19 protein-coding genes and 1 tRNA gene are annotated in these 24513 nt (G+C 45.7%); 13 read left to right on the top strand and 7 right to left on the bottom strand.

The annotated features are described in order from the left end of the window. Positions 1–60 precede the first annotated feature (60 nt). Complete coding sequence (locus DF182_RS01645) at positions 61–876, bottom strand: alpha/beta hydrolase (protein WP_113613950.1); 816 nt, start codon at positions 874–876, stop codon at positions 61–63. An 879-nt stretch (positions 877–1755) separates the two neighbouring features. Here DF182_RS01645 and DF182_RS01640 point away from each other — a divergent pair. Together DF182_RS01640 and DF182_RS01635 are read left to right on the top strand one after the other, a co-directional pair. Continuing rightward, a complete protein-coding gene (locus DF182_RS01640; RefSeq protein WP_113613949.1) occupies positions 1756–1989 on the top strand; it encodes an acyl carrier protein in 234 nt (77 codons plus the stop codon). Positions 1990–2494: 505 nt separating this feature from the next. Further along, positions 2495–3787, top strand: a complete 1293-nt coding sequence (locus DF182_RS01635; protein WP_211327020.1) for a DUF3108 domain-containing protein — start codon at positions 2495–2497, stop codon at positions 3785–3787. Between the two features lie 184 nt (positions 3788–3971). Here DF182_RS01635 and DF182_RS01630 read toward each other — a convergent pair whose 3' ends face one another. Beyond that, positions 3972–4403, bottom strand: a complete 432-nt coding sequence (locus tag DF182_RS01630; RefSeq protein ID WP_113613948.1) for a hypothetical protein — start codon at positions 4401–4403, stop codon at positions 3972–3974. 354 nt (positions 4404–4757) lie between these two features. Next, positions 4758–4831: transfer RNA gene (locus DF182_RS01625), tRNA-Pro, on the bottom strand. Between the two features lie 363 nt (positions 4832–5194). On the opposite strand from DF182_RS01625, the gene DF182_RS01620 reads away from it, so the two are divergent. The 7 genes from DF182_RS01620 (at position 5195) to DF182_RS32080 (ending at position 13834) form a co-directional block, all read left to right on the top strand. Further along, complete coding sequence (locus tag DF182_RS01620) at positions 5195–5647, top strand: hypothetical protein (RefSeq protein ID WP_113613947.1); 453 nt, start codon at positions 5195–5197, stop codon at positions 5645–5647. A 69-nt stretch (positions 5648–5716) separates the two neighbouring features. Beyond that, positions 5717–6055 carry a hypothetical protein gene (locus tag DF182_RS01615; protein ID WP_113613946.1) on the top strand — a complete coding sequence of 113 codons (339 nt, stop codon included), beginning with the start codon at positions 5717–5719 and terminating at the stop codon, positions 6053–6055. A 374-nt stretch (positions 6056–6429) separates the two neighbouring features. Next, positions 6430–7041, top strand: a complete 612-nt coding sequence (locus DF182_RS01605; protein WP_113613944.1) for an RNA polymerase sigma factor — start codon at positions 6430–6432, stop codon at positions 7039–7041. Positions 7042–7106: 65 nt separating this feature from the next. Beyond that, complete coding sequence (locus DF182_RS01600; protein ID WP_113613943.1) at positions 7107–8138, top strand: FecR family protein; 1032 nt, start codon at positions 7107–7109, stop codon at positions 8136–8138. Between the two features lie 69 nt (positions 8139–8207). Continuing rightward, complete coding sequence (locus tag DF182_RS01595; RefSeq protein ID WP_113613942.1) at positions 8208–11747, top strand: SusC/RagA family TonB-linked outer membrane protein; 3540 nt, start codon at positions 8208–8210, stop codon at positions 11745–11747. Positions 11748–11774: 27 nt separating this feature from the next. Then, on the top strand, positions 11775–13583 hold the full coding sequence (locus DF182_RS01590) for a RagB/SusD family nutrient uptake outer membrane protein (RefSeq protein ID WP_113616729.1): 1809 nt from the start codon (positions 11775–11777) through the stop codon (positions 13581–13583). A 32-nt stretch (positions 13584–13615) separates the two neighbouring features. Beyond that, a complete protein-coding gene (locus tag DF182_RS32080) occupies positions 13616–13834 on the top strand; it encodes a hypothetical protein (protein ID WP_147243313.1) in 219 nt (72 codons plus the stop codon). A gap of 24 nt (positions 13835–13858) precedes the next feature. On the opposite strand, the gene DF182_RS01585 is transcribed toward DF182_RS32080, so the two are convergent. After that, entirely contained in the window at positions 13859–15127 is a 1269-nt protein-coding gene (locus DF182_RS01585) for a hypothetical protein (RefSeq protein WP_113613941.1), read from the bottom strand. Positions 15128–15285: 158 nt separating this feature from the next. Between DF182_RS01585 and DF182_RS01580 the strand changes: the two genes are divergently transcribed. Continuing rightward, positions 15286–16359 carry an NADH:flavin oxidoreductase/NADH oxidase gene (locus tag DF182_RS01580; protein WP_113613940.1) on the top strand — a complete coding sequence of 358 codons (1074 nt, stop codon included), beginning with the start codon at positions 15286–15288 and terminating at the stop codon, positions 16357–16359. 200 nt (positions 16360–16559) lie between these two features. Here the strand turns inward: DF182_RS01580 and mgrA are convergent, their stop codons facing one another. Both mgrA and DF182_RS01570 read right to left on the bottom strand, forming a co-directional pair. Then, a complete protein-coding gene (gene mgrA / locus DF182_RS01575; protein WP_113613939.1) occupies positions 16560–17558 on the bottom strand; it encodes an L-glyceraldehyde 3-phosphate reductase in 999 nt (332 codons plus the stop codon). 113 nt (positions 17559–17671) lie between these two features. Beyond that, a complete protein-coding gene (locus tag DF182_RS01570; RefSeq protein ID WP_113613938.1) occupies positions 17672–18592 on the bottom strand; it encodes an acyl-CoA desaturase in 921 nt (306 codons plus the stop codon). A gap of 169 nt (positions 18593–18761) precedes the next feature. On the opposite strand from DF182_RS01570, the gene DF182_RS01565 reads away from it, so the two are divergent. Then, the gene (locus tag DF182_RS01565; RefSeq protein ID WP_113613937.1) at positions 18762–19334 is read left to right on the top strand and encodes an HdeD family acid-resistance protein; all 573 of its coding nucleotides are present in this window, start codon (positions 18762–18764) and stop codon (positions 19332–19334) included. A 3-nt stretch (positions 19335–19337) separates the two neighbouring features. Here the strand turns inward: DF182_RS01565 and DF182_RS01560 are convergent, their stop codons facing one another. Further along, complete coding sequence (locus DF182_RS01560; protein ID WP_161964023.1) at positions 19338–19835, bottom strand: RNA polymerase sigma factor; 498 nt, start codon at positions 19833–19835, stop codon at positions 19338–19340. 177 nt (positions 19836–20012) lie between these two features. Here DF182_RS01560 and DF182_RS01555 point away from each other — a divergent pair, with 177 nt between their 5' ends. Next, positions 20013–20960, top strand: a complete 948-nt coding sequence (locus tag DF182_RS01555) for a FecR family protein (protein WP_113613935.1) — start codon at positions 20013–20015, stop codon at positions 20958–20960. A 97-nt stretch (positions 20961–21057) separates the two neighbouring features. Further along, complete coding sequence (locus DF182_RS01550; protein WP_113613934.1) at positions 21058–24507, top strand: SusC/RagA family TonB-linked outer membrane protein; 3450 nt, start codon at positions 21058–21060, stop codon at positions 24505–24507. Positions 24508–24513 lie beyond the last annotated feature (6 nt).

Below are 24513 nucleotides of genomic sequence, written 5' to 3'. Positions count from 1 at the left end.
TGCGATAAAGTGGTTCTAAGCGTGGAGGAAATAGCCGGCGAATAAATCAGGAGAGCAGCATTATTCATGAAAGTAATGCCTGATGATTCTGCTAATCGTATCTGCTTTATTAAAAACCATGAGATGTCCTCCGCCTTTAATGCGATAGTCAGGATGTACGAGTCTGCTGGCGATAACCCTGTCGGCTGTTCCATGTATCTGAATTGTTCGCTCAGGTGACTCTGTATTATCCCAGTGAGCAATGCTCTTTAATGCCCAGCGAAAGAAGGAAATATCCGTGTTTTGCAGCAATTTTTTTAATTCCTTCTTGTCTTTTTGGGATCGGGCGCCAAAATAACTATTGGTGAGAAAGTTAGTACGTCTTAACAATATACCTGGAATGATTCGATATAACCCCAGTCTCATGAAAAAAAACTGCACTTTGTTGAGGTCCTCCTTTTTTCGGACTGAAGAGATCAACACCATTTTTTCTACCTCTATTTGCTTAGATACTTCCACGGCCACTATACCGCCAAAAGAAAGCCCGATTAAGTATGGATTTGGGGTTGTGATCTGGCTTTTTATTCTTCCTGCATATTCCGTGATTGATTCATTTGGCAGTGCTGGAATCCAGGAGATATAAACTTTATGATAACCGGGAAGTTTCAGGTTCTTAAATACGCTTGAATCTGCCCCCATGCCACTAAAAAAATAAATTGTCTTTTCTTTAGCTGTTTCCATTGGGGCCTGGGAAGCCCCTGGGAAGCTAAGGAACATAAGTAAAACAAAAAAAATCACTTTCACATTTTTCACCATATATTTTCTTACCTTTTTGTTGATGTTGACATTATGACCCTCTTTTGGGTTTGCGATATTACCGAAAAAAAGTTCAATCATTTCAACTTTTAAGGTGTTGTCTTTATCAAAGTTGCATAGGCAAGCTGTTTAGTCTCTTTAGAAATAAAATACGCATGCGTTTTTATATTTATGAATCTTTTTAAGTCAGGCGAGCTGACAATTGCGGAGCTTGTTTTACAGCAACAGAAGTCGTTTAAAAGGTATTTTACAAGAAGTTAGGATTGGGAACTGAGGCATGGAATAAAACAGGGAAACCTGGATCGTACTATTGATGTGCCAATGGAAAACATCTGAATAATGACAAGAAGAAAACACAAGGCGAGATTATTCTCACCGGCTGCGCTCCGTTATTTTAATGATGCATTTGTGATTGTATAATTAATATATACATCTGAAAACAATATAGGACGAATGGCTAAGAGTATTGTTTCCTAATATTGATGATCATGTGAAAGCATTACCATTATTAATGATCTGATGTGTCCTGCCAACGCAGCCGGACAGGTGTTCTGAAGAAAATTTATCAGAAATTAGGCCAGACCATCCTCTCCGATGAGCGCCTGGATGCTATTAAGATCAGCTATGGTTGTATCGTGCCTGGCCAATACGTTTATTATTTCGACCACCCAGCTGTCCTCAGCATTGTCTTCCGAAACTTTTACCAGGAATATAGCCTGTATAACTCGCAGAAGTGTATTTGTTTAAATTTAGAGCTATTTGATCCTTGTGATATACGGGTAAGCAAAGGTTATTTTTAGTGGTCGTAAATCAAAATTATTCTATAGCTATCAAATAGGCGACATGCTTCATGTAAATCCGTAAATGGCTTTGAACCATTTATAATAAAAGGCGTTATTTTAGTTACTTTGGAAATTAATCCTCAAACCAACAGTTTTTTACCTTCAAAAACCATAGCATATGAAACAACCTATCGAATCAACAGTAATTAGTGCAATCAGCAGTTCCATTGGTATTCCTGAGAATGCTATCTCTTCCGATCAATCTTTGGAAGAGCTGGGAATGACTTCTATTCTGGCAGTTCAGCTTTCATCTAAATTGCAACAACAGTTTGGAATAGCAGACATGGATGGGATGTCCACCAGCAATACAATCGGTGAGATCGTCGATTATATTGAAGGTAAGGCTAAGTAAGCCATACCCAATATTCAGACTGGTAATCTCCTTTTTAATTTTTACGACAGAAAAGTTTGTGCCTGCCTAAGCCCAATGCCGGCAGAAAAAAATAATAGCTTACAGATATTATATCTGTGGGCTTTTATTTTTTTGCCTGTCGCGCCTTTCTGTGTTTTCGGCTTCTGTGCCAATTTGAGGTGAGAGGACTGAAAATAAAAAAGCCTTATGGCTCAATGCTGTAAGGCTTTTTGATAGGGCTGTAATAGTGTATAGTTATCTAGATTGAGTATTAAAAATAAATGGATCGCTAATGTTTTTAAGAACATTTGAGACATAAATATTTCCTTCTCTATTTTAAAGTAGATTTAAACTGATTATTTTTGCCCCTATTTTTAAAAAGGCGATTTAATTGCTTTTCACAATAAATTCACGAAATCAGCCATATCTCAAATGCCTTCGAGAAAATCACAACGATAGGAAAAGGGTTTAGATAGGTATTAATTAGTACGAAAATAAGGACTGTATGCAAATTCCATTGAAATCAATGCTGCTGCTGCTATTGCCATTTGCCAGCTTCGCACAGAAAACTGTTTTACCCGGAAACCCAGACATTAACACTACTCGTTTGAAACCAGGAAAATCATTGTTCACCATCTATTATGTGAAAGGTGACAACTGGACAAAAAAAGGAACTTATACAAATGAAATAACAATTTCGGGGAATGAGCTGAAATTTGTAGCCGACTACAAAGATGAAAATGAAAAATGGTTCAGAAAAAGAACTTCTATAGCAGATGCAAAAACACTGAGCCCTGTTAGCTATAAGTCTGAAGGATTGAAAAATTCACTTGACCTGAACTTCGGAAATACTATCACAGGTAAATATCATTATTCGAATGGTGATAAGGATAAGCAGATAACGTTAAAGCCAACCGGCAAATTTGTTGATTTTAATGTGTCAGAAATTCTTTTTACAACATTGCCCCTGGATGTGGGCTATAAGGCTGTAGTACCGGAGTTTTATTATGGTGATAGTCCTGATAGTGTATTGTCAAACTACATTGTAAAAGATGTAAAAAGCTACATACAACGATCACCTAAAACCGGTAATCATGAAAGCTGGCTTGTGAGTGTATTGGAAGAGTCCTCAGGTGCAGTTTACACGTATATCATAGATAAAAAAGATCACAGGATTTGGCAGAGAGAAATGCCTGTGGGTGGAGGAACGACAGAAATTTGCGTGAATGAGGAATTGGATTACCAGCCGATAGAAAGCAAATTTAGCAAAGAAGAAAATTTGAAAAAATTGGAGAATGGGAATAGTGTAATTGTAGGAACCGCATTTGCAAGAGATCACGGCAGAGGAGTAACGGTGGTAAACATCAATAGAGCACAATATGCTCCCAAAGGCACTGTTGTATCCATTCTTCCCAATTCGGCATATCTCGAAGAATGGAAAGAAGTGAACAAAAAAATAAGAAAACGCAAGAAGTTACCTGAAGTGCCTATCGATCCTAACGTTGCCGCATGTATTAAAAAGACAACCGTGTATGATGACAAAGGGCATTTTGAATTTACGAGCCTGATGCCAGGTGAGTATATATTGTTCACATCCTTTGGGTACACACACCGGTATTCGTACCAATACTATGCAGGGACTTCTTATTTGATGCATCCGAGTGGAGCGGTGCTGTCATCTAATGACAATTACAAATCCGCCAATGCCGCTACAGGAGCAACTGCTGAAATAGAATCGAAAGTTACCATCCGGAAAGATGGTGATAAAGTAGATGTTAATCTGAAAGATGTGCGGTGATAAGCTGAGTAATTTTGCAACAAAAGAATAAATGAAGAAGCCTTCAACTTATTATAGGTTGAAGGCTTCTTCATTTTGTCGGACGGCATTTGGATGGCAAATGTTACTTTCGCTATATGCAGAAATTGAAGAGGCCCTACCCATGAGAGAACCAGCCAGTGAAATAATGAAATACTTTCGCCTTTTAGCAAAATGATTGATTACCGATGGTTAGTCTAAGAAAACCGGGAGTGTAGATAGGGCTGCCAACGCTGCCTCTTGCTGTATTTCCCATGTAATAACATGGCATATATATGTCTTGTCCTTTTGCATCGACATATTTAATGTATGTATTCGCTGGATTGGGTGTAGTCCAGGTTATCTCCACGCCAAAGATGTCATATCCCGGGAAAACCGGGGTGAGTGCCACATCCATCGGACGAACGGTATAAACGAAGTGGAAAATTGTTTTAGCACCAGTTCCTGTTCCATTCTTGATATCAATGGTCAATTGCATTATTTGAGAGGTGTTATTTTCAACAAAAACCTGGTAGTCTCCGTTCCGCTTTGATTCTTTAAAGCTGCTACTAAGGATGAGGATGGGAAGAAGTATGAGGATTGAAATAAACTTTTTCATGGTTAAAGAGGGTTTTTGAAACGTGAAAAAATGATACTAATTGATAGCGTTGAGTGGCGGGTAATCAAAATTTCTGTTAAGCAGTTGGCGTTCCTGAATGGTTGGGCTGTTGGGTTATTGGCAATTTCTGCATATATGCGTTGCAATAAAGGTAAAGGTATTCGGAATAGAAAAACTTATCAAGAGCGTTAATGCAGACGCTGCAGTGGGGGATTCGGTGAGGGTATAAAACATGCCTTTGGGAATCTTGCTTGAAATTGATAATGATTACAGAAATTGGTTTCAAGTTTTACCCAGGTTTTACCTAATAAAAAAAGCCTTTACGGATTTATCCATAAAGGCTTGATTTTTAAGTCGGGACGACTAGATTCGAACTAGCGACCCCTTGCACCCCATGCAAGTGCGCTACCGGGCTGCGCTACGTCCCGAAACTTTTTTCCGGTGTTTCCCGTTTGACGGGGATGCAAAAGTAGACATTTTTTTCATTTAGAAAAATAAAATGTGTAATTTTTTTTGAAAAAGTTGATTTAACAGATTCTTTATGAACGTTAAACCTTCAATAAGTTTCTGAATTTTTTGAAAATTGTGTATTTGATTTCAATTATATATTTTTGTTTTTGTATGCAATTAATTGATATTTAAAGTTCTTGTACTAGATAGCATTTTTAATTCACCTATCTCTGTGTCGACGCAATAAGTTCGAAACTGATCCTATACGATGAAACTATCTCGCGCTGTTTTTCCTTTCAGCGCTACTATTCCAGATTGGATTTCCAATCGCTGCCTATGCATTGACCTCTGGCTCTACGGCGCCCGAGGCCACCACTTTTGAACCGGTAGATACCACCGATATGGTAAATCTGCAAACGGGCGACTTTACCTACAATTTACCCTTATTGGAAGTGCCCGGACCCGAGGGCGGATATCCGTTGGCGTTATCCTATCATGCCGGTATTCAGCCAGGTGAAGATGCCAGCTGGGCGGGATTAGGTTGGACCCTTAATCCGGGAGATATCACTCGTAACGTAAACGGCTATCCGGATGATTGGTTTAATGAATCACAGGTGAGAGGAGATTTTTGGGAGGGTGGGGAAACCCAGTCTTACAATGTAGGAGTGAGCTTTGGCATTGGGAATACACTAGCTACTGTAAGCTTTGGCCTGGCATTTTCGCAGGATGCTATGCTGGAGCAAGTGAGATTGGGTAATATGAATCCTATTTTAGGAACATTCTACAGGGAATAGAAATATTAGGGTATTCCAATAAAAATAATCAACAAGAGGTAATTAATCGACTTATAGAAATATATTAGTATGAGTGACTTTAAAGTTATATTTCCTGCATTTTATAATGTTGATGATGTATTAAATGATAATCTGGATGTGAATATTATTTTCCCGGATGGCGGTGTTTTTTTTATTGCGGTTTTTACTATCTCCAATCTTGAGATGCTCATGAAGAATAGTGGTGGGATTTATTTCTGGTCTTCGGATATGGTAGTGGTTAGAGACTTAAACAAAGAAACAATAAAAGAAGCGATATCTCAGATAATCAGAGATGGATACTATGAAAGTGCTTTTTGTAAAATTGGAACAATTGAAACAGTTTACTCAAAGGTGAAATCTTATGAGGATATAGAAAGCGAGGTTTAACTGGGCTATGAACATAGCCTATTCCTAATATCTTAAACGTATAACAAAGCCCGGACTATGTAGTGTAGTATCGGGCTTTGTTTTCTTAGGAAAGTATATAAAGAGGGCATAAAAGAATCTAATCCCTCCTCGATCCTCTCGATATCAAAAATATAATCAGAATAACGACCAATGCTACAATAAATATCCCCGTCCATATGCCGGCTTTAAAGATACCACCAATAATACTGCAGCTGCTCAGCAATAAAGAAATCAAAAGATAGGAGTACCGTTTCATGGATATATTTTAAATGAACGGGCACATATCCCGTACCAAAAAATATTTGTATTTGTCAGAATAATTGCACAGCTTTATCCAACTCAACCAAAATTGTATGAACACGGGGAAAGCAGTACGTGCAAACCTGAAAGTGGTGCCTTCCCATTCCTCACTTTGGGGAAGACTATTGGAGGGAGATCGCCACGCCTTTGCCGAAATATATGAGACCCATATAGATCATCTCTATCATTATGGTATGCATTTCTGCCGTGACCAGGAAAGGGTAAAGGACTGCATCCAGGATTTATTTCAGGACCTCTGGCTCAGCCGGGAGCATTTAACTACCAGGATACAGCATATCCGTTATTATCTGATCAGCAGCCTGCGCAGACGTCTGTTGCGTTCTCTGCAGAAGGACCGCAGGTCGCTGCACCGCGATTCCTGGGAGGCCTTTGAGTTTGAATTTACTACTCCGCAGGAAAATAAACTGATCCTGGAAGAAACAGCCGCCGAACAAAAGAAACTCCTGCAACAAGCCCTGGCCCAGCTTACCCGCCGCCAGCGGGAAGCCATCTACCTCCGTTTTTACCAGAACCTCAGTTACAACGAAGTGGCAGGCATTATGTCTATGCAGGTGGATTCTGTGTATAATACTATCTCCAAAGCTATTGGCATTCTGAAGAAGAATCTTCCTTTCCCATTGCTGCTGTTGTTTTTAGGGAGATGAAAAAAAACTTTAAAAAAAGTGATGAGATTTAACCCGATACCTGCTCTTTCTTAAAAAGACGCCACTTGGCCCGTAAAAACTATTTATCATACACCGCCCGTGATTTGGCGCTGGACGAAGATTTTCAGCAATGGGTACTACAGCCGGAGACCAGAAATGTTTTCTGGAAAAGATGGTTGCTACAGTATCCTGAAAAGGGAAACGACGTCCGGGAAGCCCGGAAACTGGTGCAGAGCATAGGCTTCAAGCCATACCGCCTCTCTGTCAGTGAAAAGGAACAGCTATGGGAGGCCGTATGTGAAGGGCTGGAGGAAGAGGTACCGCTGCAACAGGCGCGCACAAAGGTCAACTGGTGGCAGTTCTGGAAGTATGCGGCTGTATTGCTGCTGGGCATGTTGTTGTCCGGAGGATGGTGGTGGTGGAAGGGTAGTGCTAACACCATGATCGTTAGCTCCCATACCAGGCTCGGTGAAGTAAAACACCTGATGTTGCCTGATAGCTCAGAAGTGACGCTCAACGCGCATTCCCGCCTGCTCTATGCTGCCGGTCATCCGGAAGTGCGTGAGGTCTGGCTCGATGGAGAGGCTTTTTTCCACGTAAAACACAGCGCCTCGCATCGGAAATTTATTGTCCATACCTACGATAATGTAAGTGTGGAAGTGCTGGGCACACAGTTTAATGTCAACAGTGCCGGAAAGGAAGTGGTAGTAGTGCTGCAGCAAGGCAGTATCCAGCTCAATATAGAAGATAGCCTTGCAGGTAAAAGTACTTCTATGCGACTGCAACCAGGGGAGATACTGCGATACAACAAGCAGGACGGTGATTTCACCAAAAGCAGCGTCAACGCCGATCGGTTCACCTCCTGGCATACCGGACGTCTCATCATGGAAGACTACTCACTCGCTGATGCTGCCGCTTTTATGCAGCAGGTCTTCGGTAAAACCATGATCGCGCGCGATACGCAGCTGCTCAGGTATAAAGTTTCGGGTTCTATGCCTATCATATACAATGCTGATACCATGCTGGTACAGCTGGAAAAGGTTTTCCGTATGCAATTCAACCAAAAAGGCGACGAAGTCTGGATTCAAAAAAAGTAATACCACGTAGAAAGGCAGGCCACCTTTTGTCGTAACAAGTTTCATTATTAATCGTTAAAACCCGTTCTCATGAAAAGAGGTTTACGTGTGGCGCTGATGCCCGCATTAGCCCTGTATTTTCTGTTTCAATCGGTTGCGGCCCAGGATATGGCAAGCAACCGGGGCAGGATTCCCCTCAACAACGATAACGCACAGCCTGATGAATCTTCTTTAAAAAATGTACTGCACCTGATAGAAGAACGTTTCAGTGTCTCTATCGCCTACAAAAGCAACCTGGTAAAAAGCAGAAAGGTACAGGTGTCTATCACCGGCTGTCATTCACCAGAAGAAGCACTCCTTAAAGTGCTCACACCCCTGAACCTCCATTTCGAAAAACTAAGGGACCATTTTTATATGGTCACTGAAAAAAACGTAGTGGCAATACCGGCCGGTCCCGCCTCCTTACTGCAGCAACGCCCTGTAAAAGGTACTGTAAAGGATGAAAAAGGCAACCCTATGGTAGGCGTAACCGTTAGAGTCCCCGGTACCAGTATCGGCACTGTTACCAACGCAGAAGGTACGTATTCCCTCGCAGTGCCCGGTAATAGTAACGACCAGCTGGAGGTGACTTTCATCGGTTATGAAACACAACGTATAGCCGTTGGCGATAGGGCGCTGGTTAACTTTGTCCTCAGGGAAGGCGCCAGCGCTCTTAACGAGATTGTGGTTACCGGCTATACCACCCAGAAGAAAAAAGACCTCACCGGATCAGTTGCGGTGGTCAATATAGATAACCTGATCAAACAACCCTCAGCCCAGGTAACAGAACAACTGCAGGGCCAGGCTTCAGGTGTTACTGTCATTGGTTCCGGTCAGCCAGGAGAAGCGCCACAGATCAGGATCCGCGGTGTCAATACCTTCGGCGCCAACTCACCTCTCTATGTAGTAGATGGTGTGCCTACTACCGATATCGCTGATCTCAACCCCAACGATGTGGCCTCTCTACAGGTATTAAAAGATGCTGGCGCTGCCTCTATCTACGGTGCCCGTGCTTCAAACGGTGTGATCGTTATCACTACCCGCAGAGGCACCGGTAAAATATCCGTTCACTATGATGGATACTACGGCCGCCAATATCCCAAAAAAGGAAATGTATGGAACACACTCGATCCTACTGAACAAGCCCAGCTCCGCTGGATGGCCTATAAAAATTCCGGCCTGGACCCTACCACTCCTCAGTATGGAGGAGGCAGCGCGCCTGTCATACCCGACTATATCACACCGGATGGCGCCAAAGAAGGCGACCCCGCCGTAGATCCCTCCAAATACTATGTCAACCCCAGCTTCACTGACCTGGGAGACTATAAAAAATTCTATCGTATCGCTCGTGCCAACAAAGCCGGCACTGATTGGTATCACGAAATATTCCAACCTGCGCCTATCACCAGCCATAACGTAGCTGTAAGCGGCGGTGGAGACCGGGGCAACTATCTCTTTTCCCTCAATTATTTTAATCAGCAGGGAACGTTGATGAACACTTATCTGAAAAGATATACCATCCGTTCCAACACCCAGTACAACATTACAGACCGTATCAGAGTTGGGGAAAATCTCGCTTTCTCGATGACGGAAAACCCTGCAGTGGAAATCAACAGCGCCGATGCGGCCATTGGACATGCTATCCGCGAACAAAGCATCATCCCGGTGTATGATATCAAAGGCAACTACGCCGGCTCCTGGGGTGATGCCCTCGGTGATGCCCAGAATCCGGTAGCCATCCAGGCCCGCACGCGCAACAACAAAGGCCTTAACACCCGTTTGTTTGGTAACATCTATGGAGAAGTGGACTTCCTCAAATACCTCACCTTCCGCACCAGTTTCGGAGGAGAGGTCTATTCGGGGTGGTCCCACTCCTTCACGTATCCTCAGTACGAAAACAAGGAAAATGCTACCGCTAACTCCTATACCGAAGGATCTACCAACGGTCATAGCTGGACATGGACCAATACGCTGACCTATCATCAACGTTTTAATAATACCCACGACCTGAAAATAGTAGCCGGCACTGAAGCCTTCGATAGCCGCAGAAGAGCTGTAGGTGGCACAACCAAAGACTATTTCACTTTCGATCCCAACTTCCCGGACCTCAGTACTGGTACCGGTACACAAACCAATTACAGCAACCGCGAACGGGAAGGTTTATACTCCCTGCTGGGCCGCGTAGACTACTCCTTTCAGGATAAATATCTGCTCAGCGCCACCATCCGCCGCGATGGCTCCTCTAAATTCATTAATAACCGCTTCGGATGGTTCCCGGCTGTAACTGCCGGCTGGCGCCTGTCTCAGGAAGCATTCATGAAAAATATCACCTGGATCAGCGACCTTAAACTCCGTGGTGGATGGGGTATCATGGGCAATCAACTCAACCTCAGCGTCAACAATGGTTACTTCCTCTACGGTGGCAACCGCAGCTCTTCCTACTACGACCTGTCCGGTACCAGCAACAGCCTCACAGCCGGTTTCGCCGGCAAACAGATCGGTAACCCCGATGCCAAATGGGAAAGTGATATCAACGCCAACTTCGGTATAGACGCAGCCTTCTTTAAAGGTCAGCTCGAACTGTCGGCAGACTACTACCGCAAAGACATCCGGGACCTGCTCTACAATCCTGAACTGCCAGGCCTTGCCGGTACTGCTCCCCAGCCTTTTGTCAACATCGCCCGGATGAAAAATCAGGGCTTCGATTTCTCCCTCGGATGGCATAAAGAACTAGGCAGACAACTTAAAATAAACGTGACCGGTACCCTCACCACTTACAAAAATGAAATCCTCAAAATCGCCGACGGAGTAGACTACTTCGATGGCGACAGTCGCCGTTTTGATGGTAGCAACATTATCCGGAATGCAGTAGGACACCCGGTTTCCTCTTTCTTCGGTTATCAGATCGTAGGTTTCTGGAACAGCGCTAAAGAAGTTACAGATGCTGATGACAAAGTAAAAAAGGCCACCAACGATCCGGAAGCTTTCTACCAGGATGGTGCTGCGATGGGGCGTTTCCGTTATAAAGATGTCAACGGCGACGGACGTATCACCCCCGATGACCGCACCTTCCTCGGCAATCCTAACCCCGATTTTACCTATGGCATCAATATCGGTGTGGTGTACAAAAACTTTGACTTCAGCATTTTCATCTTCGGTACCCATGGCAATCAGATCTGGAACAATGTGCGCTGGTGGCGTGATTTCTACTCCTCTTTCGAAGGAGCTAAAAGTAAAACAGCCTTGTATGATTCCTGGAGACCAGATCATCAGAACGCCAAAGCGCCTATACAGGAGGTGGACGGCTCTGTCAGCACACAAGGGGTGCCCAACTCCTACATGGTGGAAAACGGAGCTTATCTCCGCGCCAAAAACATGCAGCTGGGCTATACCTTGCCTGCCGGTGCACTATCGCGCCTGCGTATACAGAAGTTCAGAGTATATGTACAGGCCGCCAACCTGTTCACCATCACCCGATACTCCGGCATTGATCCTGAAATCGGAGGCTCCAACATCACCGACTTCGGCGTAGATGAAGGTGCCTATCCTAATCAGCGTCAGTTCCTGATTGGTGTGAACCTGGGTTTTTAATCGTTGCTCATTTTAAAAGTTATGATCATGAAATTATTTTATCATAAACTGATCGGCGTTTCATTGACAGCGCTGCTGCTGGTTTCCTGCAGCAAGAGTTTCCTGGAACGTACTCCTCAATCTTCTTTACAGGAAACCGACATCACCAATAAAAAAGGTGTAAATACCCTGCTGGTCGGTGCCTATGGCGCCCTCGACGGACAGGACTTTGCCAATGGTGATATGAAGAATCTTTCAGGTGGAAGTGGTTATGCCGTTTCCCCTGATAACTGGATCTATGGCAGCGTGGCGGGTGGTGATGCCCATAAGGGAAGTGATCCCAGTGATGCTGCCACCATCCTGCAGATTGTGACATTCGCCACCAATGCGAGCAACGGCTTTTTTAATGATAAATGGAGAGTGGATTATGAAGGTATACGCCGATGTAACTTTACACTCCATGTGCTGACCAATGTAACCGACATGACTGCTGATGAAAAGACAGCAGTCGCTGCAGAAGCACGTTTCCTGCGGGCACACTATTATTCAGATCTGAAGAAGATGTTTGACAAGGTGCCCTGGGTGGATGAAAATTCGGCCAACTACCAGAAGCTGGTAGTAAATGATTACAAAGTCCCTAATGATAAGGATATATGGCCGATGATAGAAGCGGACTTTAAATACGCTGCTGATCATCTTCCGGAAACACAGCGTGAAGTGGGCCGTGCCAACAAATGGGCTGCGGTAGCTTACCTGGCCAAAACCCTGTTGTATCAGGGCAAATACGCAGCTGCCATGCCACTGCTGGAAGATGTGATCAGTTCCGGCGTCACCACCAAAGGCGTGAAGTTTGGGCTGATGGAGCATTTCCACGATAATTTCGATGCTTTCACCAAAAACAACAAAGAAGCGGTATTCTCCATTCAATACAGTGCCAATGATGGTTCTGGCGGTACCGGCAATGCCAACCAGGGAGAAATGCTCAACTATCCTTACAACAGCCCTTTTGGCTGCTGTGGCTTCTATCAGCCTTCTCAGGACCTGGTTAATTCTTTCCGTACCGATGATAACGGTCTGCCATACCTCGATGCCTTTAACCAGCATCCGGTAAAAAATGATATGGGTGTTCCGGATACTATTGCCTTCACACCGGATGATGGATACCTTGATCCGCGCCTGGACTGGACAGTAGGACGCCGTGGCATACCTTTCCTCGACTGGGGGCTTCATCCCGGTATGACCTGGGTACGCAATCAACAGTCCGGCGGCCCCTATGCCGCGCTGAAGAATGTGTATATGCAGGTAAACCAGGATAAATACTATGATGGCAACGGATGGGCACCAGGAAATGCGATTAACTATATACTCATACGTTTCGCTGACGTACTGCTGATGGCTGCCGAATGTCAGGCCAATACCGGTGATCTCAACAAGGCAGAAGCCTATGTCAATATGGTCCGTGAACGGGCTGCCAATCCCATTGGATGGGTCAAACAATACATCGACCCCAACGAACCTATGGGTGGTTATACAAATGAACCGGCGGCCAACTACCATGTAAGCCCTTATCCGGCAGGGACTTTCGCCGCTTCCGGTAAGGATTTCGCTCTCAAGGCCATCCGCTTCGAACGCAAGCTGGAACTGGCCATGGAAGGGCACCGCTTCTTTGATCTTGTTAGATGGGGCCTGGCACAAACAGAGATCAACCGTTATTTTAATTACGAAAAAACCATTACGTCTGATGTGGTCAATGGCAACTTCAGCAGCCGTAACAAATATTATCCCATTCCGCAACGCCAGATCGATCTGAGTGCGAAAGATGGAGTATCACTGTTAAAGCAGAACCCGGGGTACTAAACAATTACCGGTGCGAATTCTAATTTGCACCGGTGATTGATGATTGTTCTGCCCAGGTAAGCCCTTCCGGCAAACTATCGTTGGAGAATTCTATATGTACTACCCGTCGGTTATGGCCGTTGGTGCTACGGGAAGAAGCATGCATCAGCAGCGGGCGCATGTTGCAACAAATGATCTGCTTCTACATGGGTGAATACATCCTCAATAATCGTATAGCCGTGGGCAACCAGCTGTTGTTGGTGCATTGTTAAATCGTGCATCTTCAAATATACGGCTTACTTGTTCAAACCAAATTCATTGACCCAATGGAAGCCTCTGGTCATTAACAGATAATGGTCTGTATCTTTTTTCCGCAGGGTAAGCTGTACAGAGTCGCCGGCAATATGGCCCTGTAATACCAGTTGATTGCTCTGTAATATGGTATAATGAATACGGGTGGAATCACTGTCTTTACCCATTCTCCAGTTTACCTTATGTAAAAGGGTATCTATCACAACATGTACTCCTGCTACATCTCCGGTAGTATCCTTAAAAAGGACCAGGTTCCCTTTCTCGAAATAAATATTTTTCCATTGGGGAGAAGGCGTAGTAGGCCGTAAAAGTCTGGAGTCAGCAGGGGTAGGAATACGGTTATACGATATCACTTCATAACTGCCATAGAGCGGCCCTGTGGAGGTGGATTTTAGCAGGTAGCGATGTTGATAGAAGCCTGTTGCAACCAGATAATAGAGTAGCCCGGCAATAACGCTGTATTTAGTGCCGGTATGTAGATAGCGCAGCCATTTTCTCCTATACACGGGACGATACTCGTTCGCTGGCGCAACTGTTTGGTGCAGAAAGAAAAAACGCCCGATTCTGCTGAGATCCGGCGTGATCAGGAACAAAGCGGATATAAACAGATGGGTGGAAAAAAGTTTTACACAGATATCATAAAAGAAATTCAGTGCCATCACATTGGCCATTACAATCATGCATAACAGGGCGCCAAATAACCGCGTTCGTCGGAACAAAAGGAAAAGCCCGGCTATGCATTCGGCTATACCGGAGAAAATAGTATAGCCGGGTGATGCGCCCATAAAAGTCCAGGCCAACCCCATAGGAGAACTTTCTCCAAATGGCTGGTCCAGTTTATATAAAAGGGGAAGAGTAAACTGGGTGGGGATTACTTTCGCAATGCCATACCCAAACATAATACAAGCCAGCTGGTAACGAAACAGGGTCATGATCCAGTATTGTGCTTTGTCATCGTTTTTTCTTTTGTGGTCGATGGCCCACCAGATGCAGTTGATGATCAGGGTAAGGATCAACAGACAGAACAGCTGGAGATAATTGAAGGTCGTATCTCCACTGCCAGCAGGCCAGTATTCGATTTCATATCCTCGCCGGATCAGCAGTTTCCCTGCCCAGGTTACTACGGCATTCCACCAGTAATCCGGTAGCAGTATTTTAGGAGAATGGTACAACAGAAGATAAATAGCAAAAAAACGAAAGAGTACCAGCCGGAGGAGGGGCCATGGCTTGTTGTTATCAGTGAACGCGGGCATAAGGATAATTGAGTATAACAACGAATTACGCAAAAAATGCAGCACACGCCAAGGTGTTTAGGATATCTTTAACCGACCTGATAAGATAAACATTCGTATATACCAGCTGGTTATAAACAGATAATGCCTTATTTTTAAAGTACTTAAAAGTGAGCACGATGGTACATTTGTTTACTCCTTTGCAGCTGAGGACGATAACGCTGCGCAACCGCATAGTGGTATCACCCATGTGTGAGTATTCATCTACGGATGGATTTGCGAACGACTGGCACCTGGTGCATCTGGGGAGCCGTGCGGTAGGAGGAGCGGGGCTGGTGATGACAGAAGCAGCTGCTGTTTCGCCGGAAGGCCGTATCTCTCCACAGGACCTTGGCATCTGGAAAGATGAACAGATGGAGATGTTGCAACGTATAGCACGGTTTATTACTGACCAGGGTGCTGTACCTGGCATGCAGCTGGCACATGCCGGCAGAAAGGCCAGCACTGTAAGGCCGTGGGAGGGTAGTGGTAAAATAGACATTGCTGATGGAGGCTGGGAGGTGTACGGGCCCAGTGCTATCCCCTTCAGCGACGTATATCCTACACCGGTAGCCCTCTCTCAGGAAGGTATACTAAAAGTGCTCAACGACTTCAGAAAAGCTGCCCTGCGGGCATTGCAGGCTGGTTTTAAGGTGGTGGAGATCCATGCTGCACATGGTTATCTGCTGCATAGTTTTTTATCACCTCTAAGTAATCAACGAACAGATGAATATGGTGGTTCCTTCGAAAACAGAGTACGCCTGCTGTTACAGACGGTAGAATCTGTAAGGGCTGTATGGCCTCAGGAGCTGCCGTTGCTGGTACGTATATCCGCCACGGATTGGGCTGCTAATGGCTGGAATCCCGATGAATCCGTTCGGTTGGCTGCGATACTGAAAAGGGAAGGGGTAGACCTGGTAGACTGTTCTTCAGGCGGCCTGGTACCCTACCAGAAAATTGAGCTGGGTCCCCTCTATCAAACGCCTTTCGCCGAAAAAGTCCGCCGGGAAGCAGGCATCGCCACCGGTGCTGTAGGGCTTATCACCACTGCGGCCGAAGCAGAGTCCATCATTGCCGGCGGCCGTGCCGACCTGGTGCTGCTGGCGCGGGAACTGCTGCGGGATCCTTACTTCCCCCTAAGAGCAGCCCATCAGCTGGGAGCCGATTCCATCAAATGGCCCCTGCAATACGAAAGAGCTAAACCCCGAAAATAAAAAATCCCAGGGCTGAAGCCCTGGGCTATGATAGATTTAGAATTAATTGGATGGCTTTTAAAGAAAAAGCTCCAATTAATTCTAAATCTATCATAGCCCAAAGCCTTTCATTCTAACTAAATTGAATGGTTCTTTAAAAGAAAAACCTCCAATTAAATCCTAAACCCCCCGATTAACCCAAACAATTATAGCCCAGGGCTTCAGCCCTGGGACAAAATGGATTCGATTTTTTCGAGTTCGTCGTTGTTGAAATGCGTGTTTTTGAGTGTATCAAGATTGTTATCCAGCTGAGCTACAGAGCTGGCGCCGATCAGTACGGTGGTGATACGTTTGTCTTTCAGGATCCATGCCAGTGCCATCTGGGCGAGTGACTGCCCTCTTTGCAATGCCAGTATATATAGTTTCCTGATTTTATCAATTTTTTCGTCTGATACTTCGTGTTCTTGCAGGAATCCACTGGGTTTGCTGGCACGGGATCCTGCGGGAATGCCGTTGAGATAGCGGTCGGTGAGCAGCCCTTGCGCTAGTGGCGAAAAGGGGATACAGCCGATGCCGTTAGCTTCCAGTACGTCCAGCAGTCCGTCTTCTACCCATCGTTCAAACATGCTGTATTTAGGCTGATGAATCAGGCAGGGGGTGCCCAGTTCTTTCAGTATGGCTACGGCCTGTTGGGTTTGTTGGGCGGTATAGTTGGAGAGGCCTACATAGAGGGCTTTACCTTGTTGTACGATGCTGTGCAGTGCGCCCATGGTTTCTTCTATGGGTGTCTCCGGGTCCGGGCGGTGGGAGTAGAAGATGTCTACATAATCCAGCTGCATGCGGCGAAGGCTTTGGTCGAGGCTGGAGATGAGGTATTTACGGGAGCCTTTATCGCCATAGGGGCCGGGCCACATGAGGTAGCCGGCTTTGGTGGAGATGATCAGCTCGTCACGCAGGTGACCGGTAAAGTCCTGTTTCAGGATACGTCCGAAGTTCTCTTCTGCGCTGCCGGGAACGGGTCCGTAGTTATTGGCCAGGTCGAAGTGGGTAATGCCTTTGTCGAAGGCGCGACGGATAATACTCCGGCCATTCTCGTAGTTATCGATAGAACCGAAGTTATGCCATAACCCCAGTGATACGGCCGGAAGCTGCAGGCCGCTTCTGCCGCAGCGGTTATAGATCATGGCATCATATCTGTCTGTTGCTGGTGTGTATTGCATGGATATTTATTTTTTCAGGGGGACAAGATAATAATCAATTGTGAATTACAATAAAAAGAGAAGACCGAAGCAGTTGTTCCGCTTCGGTCTTCTCTTTTTATCGATGATTATTTTTAGTCCTGCAATTCAGGTACTGCTACTGGCACCTGGCCGGCCTGCATATCTTTCAGTTTGTTGCTGTTCTGCACTTTGGCAGGTACAGGGCGGATGTCCCACACAATACCTAACCAGCCCAGTGTTTTGATTACATAGTAGCTGATGTCAATTTCCCACCAGTAGAAACCCTGACGTGCAGCGCTCTGATAGTAGTGGTGGTTGTTGTGCCAGCCTTCACCCAGTGTAACCAGCGCGAGGACAAGGCTATTACGGGACTGATCGCCGGTGTAATAACGCTGCTTGCCGATTTTGTGCATGAGTGAGTTAATGGTAAAGGTACCATGATACAGGAATACAGTGCTGGCGAAGAAGCCTATCAGTAGGGTAGACAATCCTGCTGTCCAGTCAAACCAACCGGTGCCATTTACTTTGTTACCTACAAAATACACCGCCACCATTAAGACGATCGCAGGTATCATATGGTATTTGTTGAGCCAGAACAGTTCTTTGGCTTTATGGTCTTTGATCAGATCAAAACGGGTAGGTTTGTATTCTGGTCCCATGATCCAGCCGATGTGCGCATACCAGATGCCATAAACATTGGCAGAGTGCGGATCTTCAGGCGTATCGCTGTGTTTGTGGTGAATGCGGTGATTGGCAGACCACCAGAGGGCCCCTTTCTGCAAGCTGCTCTGTGCGCCGCCGGCCAGAATAAATTGAAAGAACCGCGATGTTTTAAAAGCACGATGGGAGAAATACCGGTGATAACCGGCTGTCACAAAAAACATACGCACTACATACAGTGCCCCACATAATATCCAGTCAAATGCTGTGGTGCCAGTAAAAAATGCCAGTAAAGGAATAGCATGAATTCCCAGGAAGTCCACTTGATGCCACCAGTTAGGTGATTTTCTGTCTTGCTTGATCGCCTTATTCATTCTGCAAATATAGTTTCCGTCTTGTATTAAATTTATGATTTAAATCATTTTGACAAAGTTAGGGCATTTCACCTCCCAAACCCAGCATGCTCCCCGAACTTTTTATAGACCCAGGTGTTAGGAAGATATAGATTGTCATTATTTTATAACAATAAAATAAAATCAATATATGTCACAGGTCCTGTCGGCCATCCGTAATAATGTAAAGTACTGGTGGCTTTATCTGCTCAATGGTATCATCTTTATTATTGCGGGCTTTATTGTTTTCAACAATCCCTTCAGCAGCTATTTACTGCTGAGTATTTTTTTTAGTGTAACCTTATTCGTGACGGGAATATTTGAAATCATTTTTGCAACGGGTAACCGTAATACCATGCATGGATGGGGTTGGTCACTGGCATCTGGCATTTTTGATGTGATCATCGGTTTTATACTCATGTTATATCCTGCTATCAGTATGGCGGTCTTGCCGATATTCCTGGCTTTCTGGTTTATGTTTAAAGGAATCAGTCTTATTGTGTTTGCCATTGCACTAAGCTCCGATAAAATCCCCAACTGGGGCTGGGTACTGGTAGGTGGTATTCTTTTGATTATGATCTCTGTGGCGATCCTTGATAATCCTGCCCTGGGCGTAGCTACTATCCTGGGGATTATGGCAGTAGCTTTCTGGATCACGGGAGTGCTTAGTATTGTTTTTGCTTTCCGGTTAAAACATATGAAGAAGCTGTTCCACTCAGCATAAAAATCATTTGCCCAGTTCCTTTCTCAAAAACTTCAATGCCCTGTTCATCTGGGTTTCTATGGTGCCGGTAGTGATGTCCAGGCGGGATGAGATCTGCCGGTAGCTGAATGCCTGTTCCTTATGCATCCGGAAGATCTGCTGTTGTTGTGCGGGTAGTTTGTTGATGGTCACTTGTAATTTCCGCTGTAGTTCTTTTTCTATTAATTTTTCCTCCGGGGAAGGGGTTGTGCTCTCCGGTGTGTATTGTGATAAAGCCTGTTCCTGGCGTGCTTTCTTGCGTAATTCGTCCAGGAAAAGGTTTCTGCCATATACTTTGAGTAATGCCATTACTTTTTCATCGTCCCTGATGCTGTCCAGGTGTTCCCATATTTTGATATAAGCCTGCTGTACAAGGTCTGCACACAGGTCATGGTCTTTGCAAAGTGCAAACAGCACTCCAAAAAGTTTGTCATAGGTCTGGTCTATTATCCGCTGCAGCCTTTCTTCCTGTTGATTTGCCAATGACGTATTGTTTTTGTTTTGCAAAATTAAGTGTGTGATCCCGGCCCCAAGATTAACAAATTGTTAAGCCCGTTTTTTTTGTACAGGTATTTTCCGGAAGATACGTGTATTTATCAAACGTTGTTTCTGCAACGGCTGCTTTTTTAGGTGGTCTATCGTGAAACACTATACGAAAGAATGAACAAGGAACTGATCATAAAATATTTCCAGGGGCGTTGTACCGGTGAAGAGGCCGGACAGGTGCAGCAGTGGCTGGACCAGCAGGGAGCTGAGTGGATCGACCGCTTTATGGACGAGCACTGGGATACCATCAGTATTACTTCTTCCGATGAAGAGCGCCGCCGGCTGGCCAGCCAGGTGATAGCCATGGCGCCGGTAAGAAGCGGAAAGGTGCGCTGGCTGAAACTGGCCGCAGCTGCTGCTTGTATGACAGCTGTAGCAGTTGCCTGCTGGTGGATGTTTGCCTCCAGCAACGCACCTGCGCAACTAACCTGGACGGAAGTACGTAACGACAGCACTGCCATACAATCGGTGAAGCTGCCCGACGCTTCGGTGGTAACGCTCAACCGGCACGCGGTGGTACGCTATTCGTCGGCTTATAACAAAAAAGACAGGCAGGTACAGTTGAGTGGGGAAGCATTTTTCGAAATCACTCCCGACGCCAACCGTCCTTTTATTGTACAGGCTGGCAGTACCACGGCCAGGGTATATGGTACTACTTTTAATGTGAATGCTTTGCCCGCAGCCGGTGAAACCAGGGTGGCCCTGCAGAGCGGAAAGATCGGCGTTACCTGCGACAGTCTCTCCGGAGAAAAGATCCTCGTTCCCGGTCAATTACTTGTATTCAACAAACAAACACATCATACAACGATCACACAACTGGCTGCCGGACAGGCCGACAGCTGGCGTAAAGGACAGCTGAACTTTGTCAATACACCTTTTAAAGATGTATTACTGCAACTGGAGAATACATATGGATTACATTTTATTTACACCGGTAAACCACAACAGCAGACAGTGACTGCTGTTTTCCCGGCCAACGATCTGCCGAAAGTATTACAGCACCTGGCTTTCATCTGGGAACTGGACTTTCAGCAAAAAAAAGATAGCATCTTCATAAAATAACAAAATTTACCCGCATCATCATGTGATACATCGCCTCTTGCGGTGTAAGGGGGACTATTTATTCCTGTAAAGCAAAACAAAACGTCAAAACAACAGTATGAAAAAGAATCTGCAACGGTGGTTCCAACCAGTATCAGGATGGCAATACCGCGCAAAGATGGGTTGCTGGTCATTGGCACTGGTAGCTGTAATGAGTGCACAGGCACAGGCTCAGGCCATCCAGATGGACCTGAGGGGCTCCAACCTGGCCATGGTAGTGGCCAGCCTCCAAAAGCAAGCGCCTGGGTACCATTTCTCCTATCAGCAACAAACATTGGAAAAAGTGAAAGTAGACAGGATCAACTTTCATCAGTCCAGTGTAAAAGCTGCACTGGAGTATCTGCAAAAAAATTACGGCCTGCAGTTCCTCCTGGAAGGTAATCAGGTGTCTGTAAAGTACAGCGCCGCTGCTGTTGCCCCTGCTGCTGACAAACTGGTGCTGCAGGGTAAAGTGACCGACGATGCCAATACACCACTTCCTGGTGTGAGCATCCTGGACAACCACGGAAAAATGCTCGGCACCACAGATGTTGCGGGTGTGTTCTCCGTAAAAACAGCGCCCGGCACTATTCTCTCTTTTTCATACATGGGTTTCACTGCAGAAAAATACGAAGTGACCGGCAAAGAAGACGTGGTAAAGATCACCATGAAACAGAATAGCCGCGAACTGAATGGCGTAGTAGTTACCGCTCTGGGTATCTCCCGTGAGCAGAAGAGCCTCGGCTTTGCCACCCAGAAACTGGATGGTAGTGCTGTGAGTGCCGCACCTACCAATGGTTTCGTGAATGCGTTGTCTGGTAAGGTAGCAGGTCTTAACCTCACCAAGGCCGGCGGCCCTATGGGTAGCAGCCGTGTGGTACTCCGCGGGGAAAGTATCCTCGACGGTCAGGGTGGTGAAGCTATCCTTGTGGTAGATGGTGTGATCGTTAATAAATCATTCAATGGAACCGGCCACCAGGGCTACCTCGGTAACGACAGCCCTATCGACTTCGGATCTGCCCTCACAGATATCAACCCTGATGATATTGAGTCTATCAACGTACTGAAAGGCCCCAGTGCTGCCGCCCTCTATGGTGCACGCGGTGCCGGCGGTGCTATCATCATCACCACCAAAAACGGTTCCCGTAATACAAAAGGTATGGGCGTTACCGTTAGCAGCAATGTTGCTATCGATCAGATCAACAACTGGCCCGACTACCAGTATGAATACGGTCAGGGTACCAACAACGCCAAATATTATTCCTACGGTAAAACCGCTGATGGCTCTAATACATCTTCCACCAGCTCCTCCTGGGGACCTAAGTTCGACGGACAATCTTACTTCCAGTTCAATTCCCCTATGGATGCCAATGGTGTAAGAACAGAACGTACGCCATGGGTACCGTATAAAAATAACCGCAAAGACTTCTTCCGCACTGGTTTCACTAATACCAATACGGTAGCCGTGTCTGGCAGCAATGATAAAGGAGATATGCGCCTTAGCTTTACCCAGATGAAGAACGAGTGGATCATGCCTAATACCGGCTACAACCGCTACTCCGTATCTTTCTCCGGTAATACACAGGTTAGCAAAAAAATCTCCCTGTCTACCAAGGTAGACTATACGAATAAGGTAGCCGACAACCTGCCTAACTCCGGGTACAACAACCAGTCTGTTGCCTACTTTATCAATTTCCAGAATCCAAACGTCGACCTCAACTGGTACAAACCTTATTGGAAGCCAGGTAGGGAAGGTATTGAGCAGAACCATCCTTTCAGCTCATTGATCGATAACCCACACCTGATCGTTAATGAAATGATCAACGCTTCCAACCGTCACAACCTCACCGGTAACGTGATGGCGAAATACAAAATACTGGACAACCTGGAGCTGATGCTGCGCAGTGGCCTCGATATGGGCTATGAGTTCCGTAACCAGCGCCGTCCCAAAAATACACAGAAGTTCCAGGATGGTATGTACCGCCAGCAGACAGTGATGAACTACGAAAACAACAACGACTTCCTGCTGCGTTACAATAAAAACATCGGTGCTGACTTTAACATCATCGCCAGTGTAGGCGGCAACGTTAGAAACCAGCGTCGTTATTATACCAACCAGCGCGCCGATAAACTGGCTGCGGTAGGTGTATACAACCTGGCTAACAGTAAAGATCCGGTAGCCTCCAGCTCTGAACGCCCTGTTGCCAAGGTGAACAGCCTGTATGCCTTTGTGAATACTTCCTGGAAAGACAAACTGTTCCTCGACGTCACCATCCGCAGAGATCAATCCAGCACATTGCCTTTACAGAACAATACTTTTTATTATCCTTCCATCGCTGCCAGTGCTGTGCTGAGTGAACTCGCTCACCTGCCTGCATTCGTATCTTTCGCCAAACTGCGTACATCCTACGCCAGCGTAGGTTTTGATGCACCTTTCGGTACCTACTCTCTGGAAAAAGATTATGAAGCCGGCTCTATCACCGGCAGCATGAGCAATCCTAATACTATCCCTAACCCTAATCTGCAGCCACAACGTAACAACGCTCTGGAATTCGGTACTGAATGGCGTCTCTTTAAAAACCGTGTAGGCTTCGACGTTACCTGGTACCGTCAGCGCGCTATCAACCAGATCTCCAGCGTGCCCATCGACCGCTCTACCGGTTACGACTACCAGCTGGCCAACGTAGGTATCGTGGAAAACAGAGGTGTGGAAGTAATGTTGAATGTAACACCAGTGAAGCTGAAAAACTTCCAGTGGAAATCTACTATCAACTGGTCCCGCAACCGTAACGAAGTAATCAAATTGAATCCGGAAGTAGGTACTTCCCTGATCATCGCTGAAGGCCCCAGAGGTACGCTGGAAGCCAGAGAAGGGCATCCGCTCGGAGAACTGTATGGTATTGGCTTTGAACGCAGCCCCGACGGTCAGGTGGTGTACAAGAATGGTCTTGCTCAACTCGCTTCGCAGGCTACTTATCGTGGCAATGCCAATCCAGACTGGAGAGGCGGCCTGAACAACCAGTTTACTTACAAAAACCTCTCCCTGTCTGTATTATTCGACATGCGCAAAGGTGGTAAGATTTATTCCCTCACCCATGCGATTCTGGCAGAACAGGGTAAAATCAAGGAAACACTGCCTGGTCGTGATAATGGTTTAATTGGTGAAGGGGTAATGCTGGATGCCAACGGTAAATATGTGCCAAATAATGTACTGGTGACCAACATGGACCAATACTACAATGCATACTACGATCGCAGCAACGTTGAGTCCAACACCTTTGATGCATCCTATATCAAACTCCGTGAAATGGTACTGAGCTATAACATACCTGCCAGTCTGTTTGGCCGTTCTTTCATCAGAGGAGCTGCGGTGAGCCTCTATGGCCGTGACCTCTTTGTATGGTCCAACTTCCCGGCTTTTGATCCGGAAACAGCTACGCTGAACAGCTCTTCCATCGTTCCTGGTTTTGAAACTGGTCAGTTTCCTTCTACCCGTACCATGGGTGTCAACGTAAAACTTAACTTCTAATCTAAC

Source organism: Chitinophaga flava (genome assembly GCF_003308995.1).
Lineage (GTDB): Bacteria > Bacteroidota > Bacteroidia > Chitinophagales > Chitinophagaceae > Chitinophaga > Chitinophaga flava.
This window is presented reverse-complemented; position numbering and strand designations above follow the sequence as displayed.

Bases quoted from the DNA above. Each gene is read 5' to 3' on its own strand.
- DF182_RS01570 (WP_113613938.1), bottom strand. From the start codon at position 18,592: ATGAATAAGGCGATCAAGCAAGACAGAAAATCACCTAACTGGTGGCAT.
- DF182_RS01615 (WP_113613946.1), top strand. From the start codon at position 5,717: ATGAGTGACTTTAAAGTTATATTTCCTGCATTTTATAATGTTGATGAT.
- DF182_RS01630 (WP_113613948.1), bottom strand. From the start codon at position 4,403: ATGAAAAAGTTTATTTCAATCCTCATACTTCTTCCCATCCTCATCCTT.
- DF182_RS01595 (WP_113613942.1), top strand. From the start codon at position 8,208: ATGAAAAGAGGTTTACGTGTGGCGCTGATGCCCGCATTAGCCCTGTAT.
- DF182_RS01590 (WP_113616729.1), top strand. From the start codon at position 11,775: ATGAAATTATTTTATCATAAACTGATCGGCGTTTCATTGACAGCGCTG.
- DF182_RS01635 (WP_211327020.1), top strand. From the start codon at position 2,495: ATGCAAATTCCATTGAAATCAATGCTGCTGCTGCTATTGCCATTTGCC.
- DF182_RS01565 (WP_113613937.1), top strand. From the start codon at position 18,762: ATGTCACAGGTCCTGTCGGCCATCCGTAATAATGTAAAGTACTGGTGG.
- DF182_RS01555 (WP_113613935.1), top strand. From the start codon at position 20,013: ATGAACAAGGAACTGATCATAAAATATTTCCAGGGGCGTTGTACCGGT.
- DF182_RS01640 (WP_113613949.1), top strand. From the start codon at position 1,756: ATGAAACAACCTATCGAATCAACAGTAATTAGTGCAATCAGCAGTTCC.
- DF182_RS01550 (WP_113613934.1), top strand. From the start codon at position 21,058: ATGAAAAAGAATCTGCAACGGTGGTTCCAACCAGTATCAGGATGGCAA.
- DF182_RS01605 (WP_113613944.1), top strand. From the start codon at position 6,430: ATGAACACGGGGAAAGCAGTACGTGCAAACCTGAAAGTGGTGCCTTCC.
- mgrA (WP_113613939.1), bottom strand. From the start codon at position 17,558: ATGCAATACACACCAGCAACAGACAGATATGATGCCATGATCTATAAC.
- DF182_RS01580 (WP_113613940.1), top strand. From the start codon at position 15,286: ATGGTACATTTGTTTACTCCTTTGCAGCTGAGGACGATAACGCTGCGC.
- DF182_RS01645 (WP_113613950.1), bottom strand. From the start codon at position 876: ATGATTGAACTTTTTTTCGGTAATATCGCAAACCCAAAAGAGGGTCAT.
- DF182_RS01585 (WP_113613941.1), bottom strand. From the start codon at position 15,127: ATGCCCGCGTTCACTGATAACAACAAGCCATGGCCCCTCCTCCGGCTG.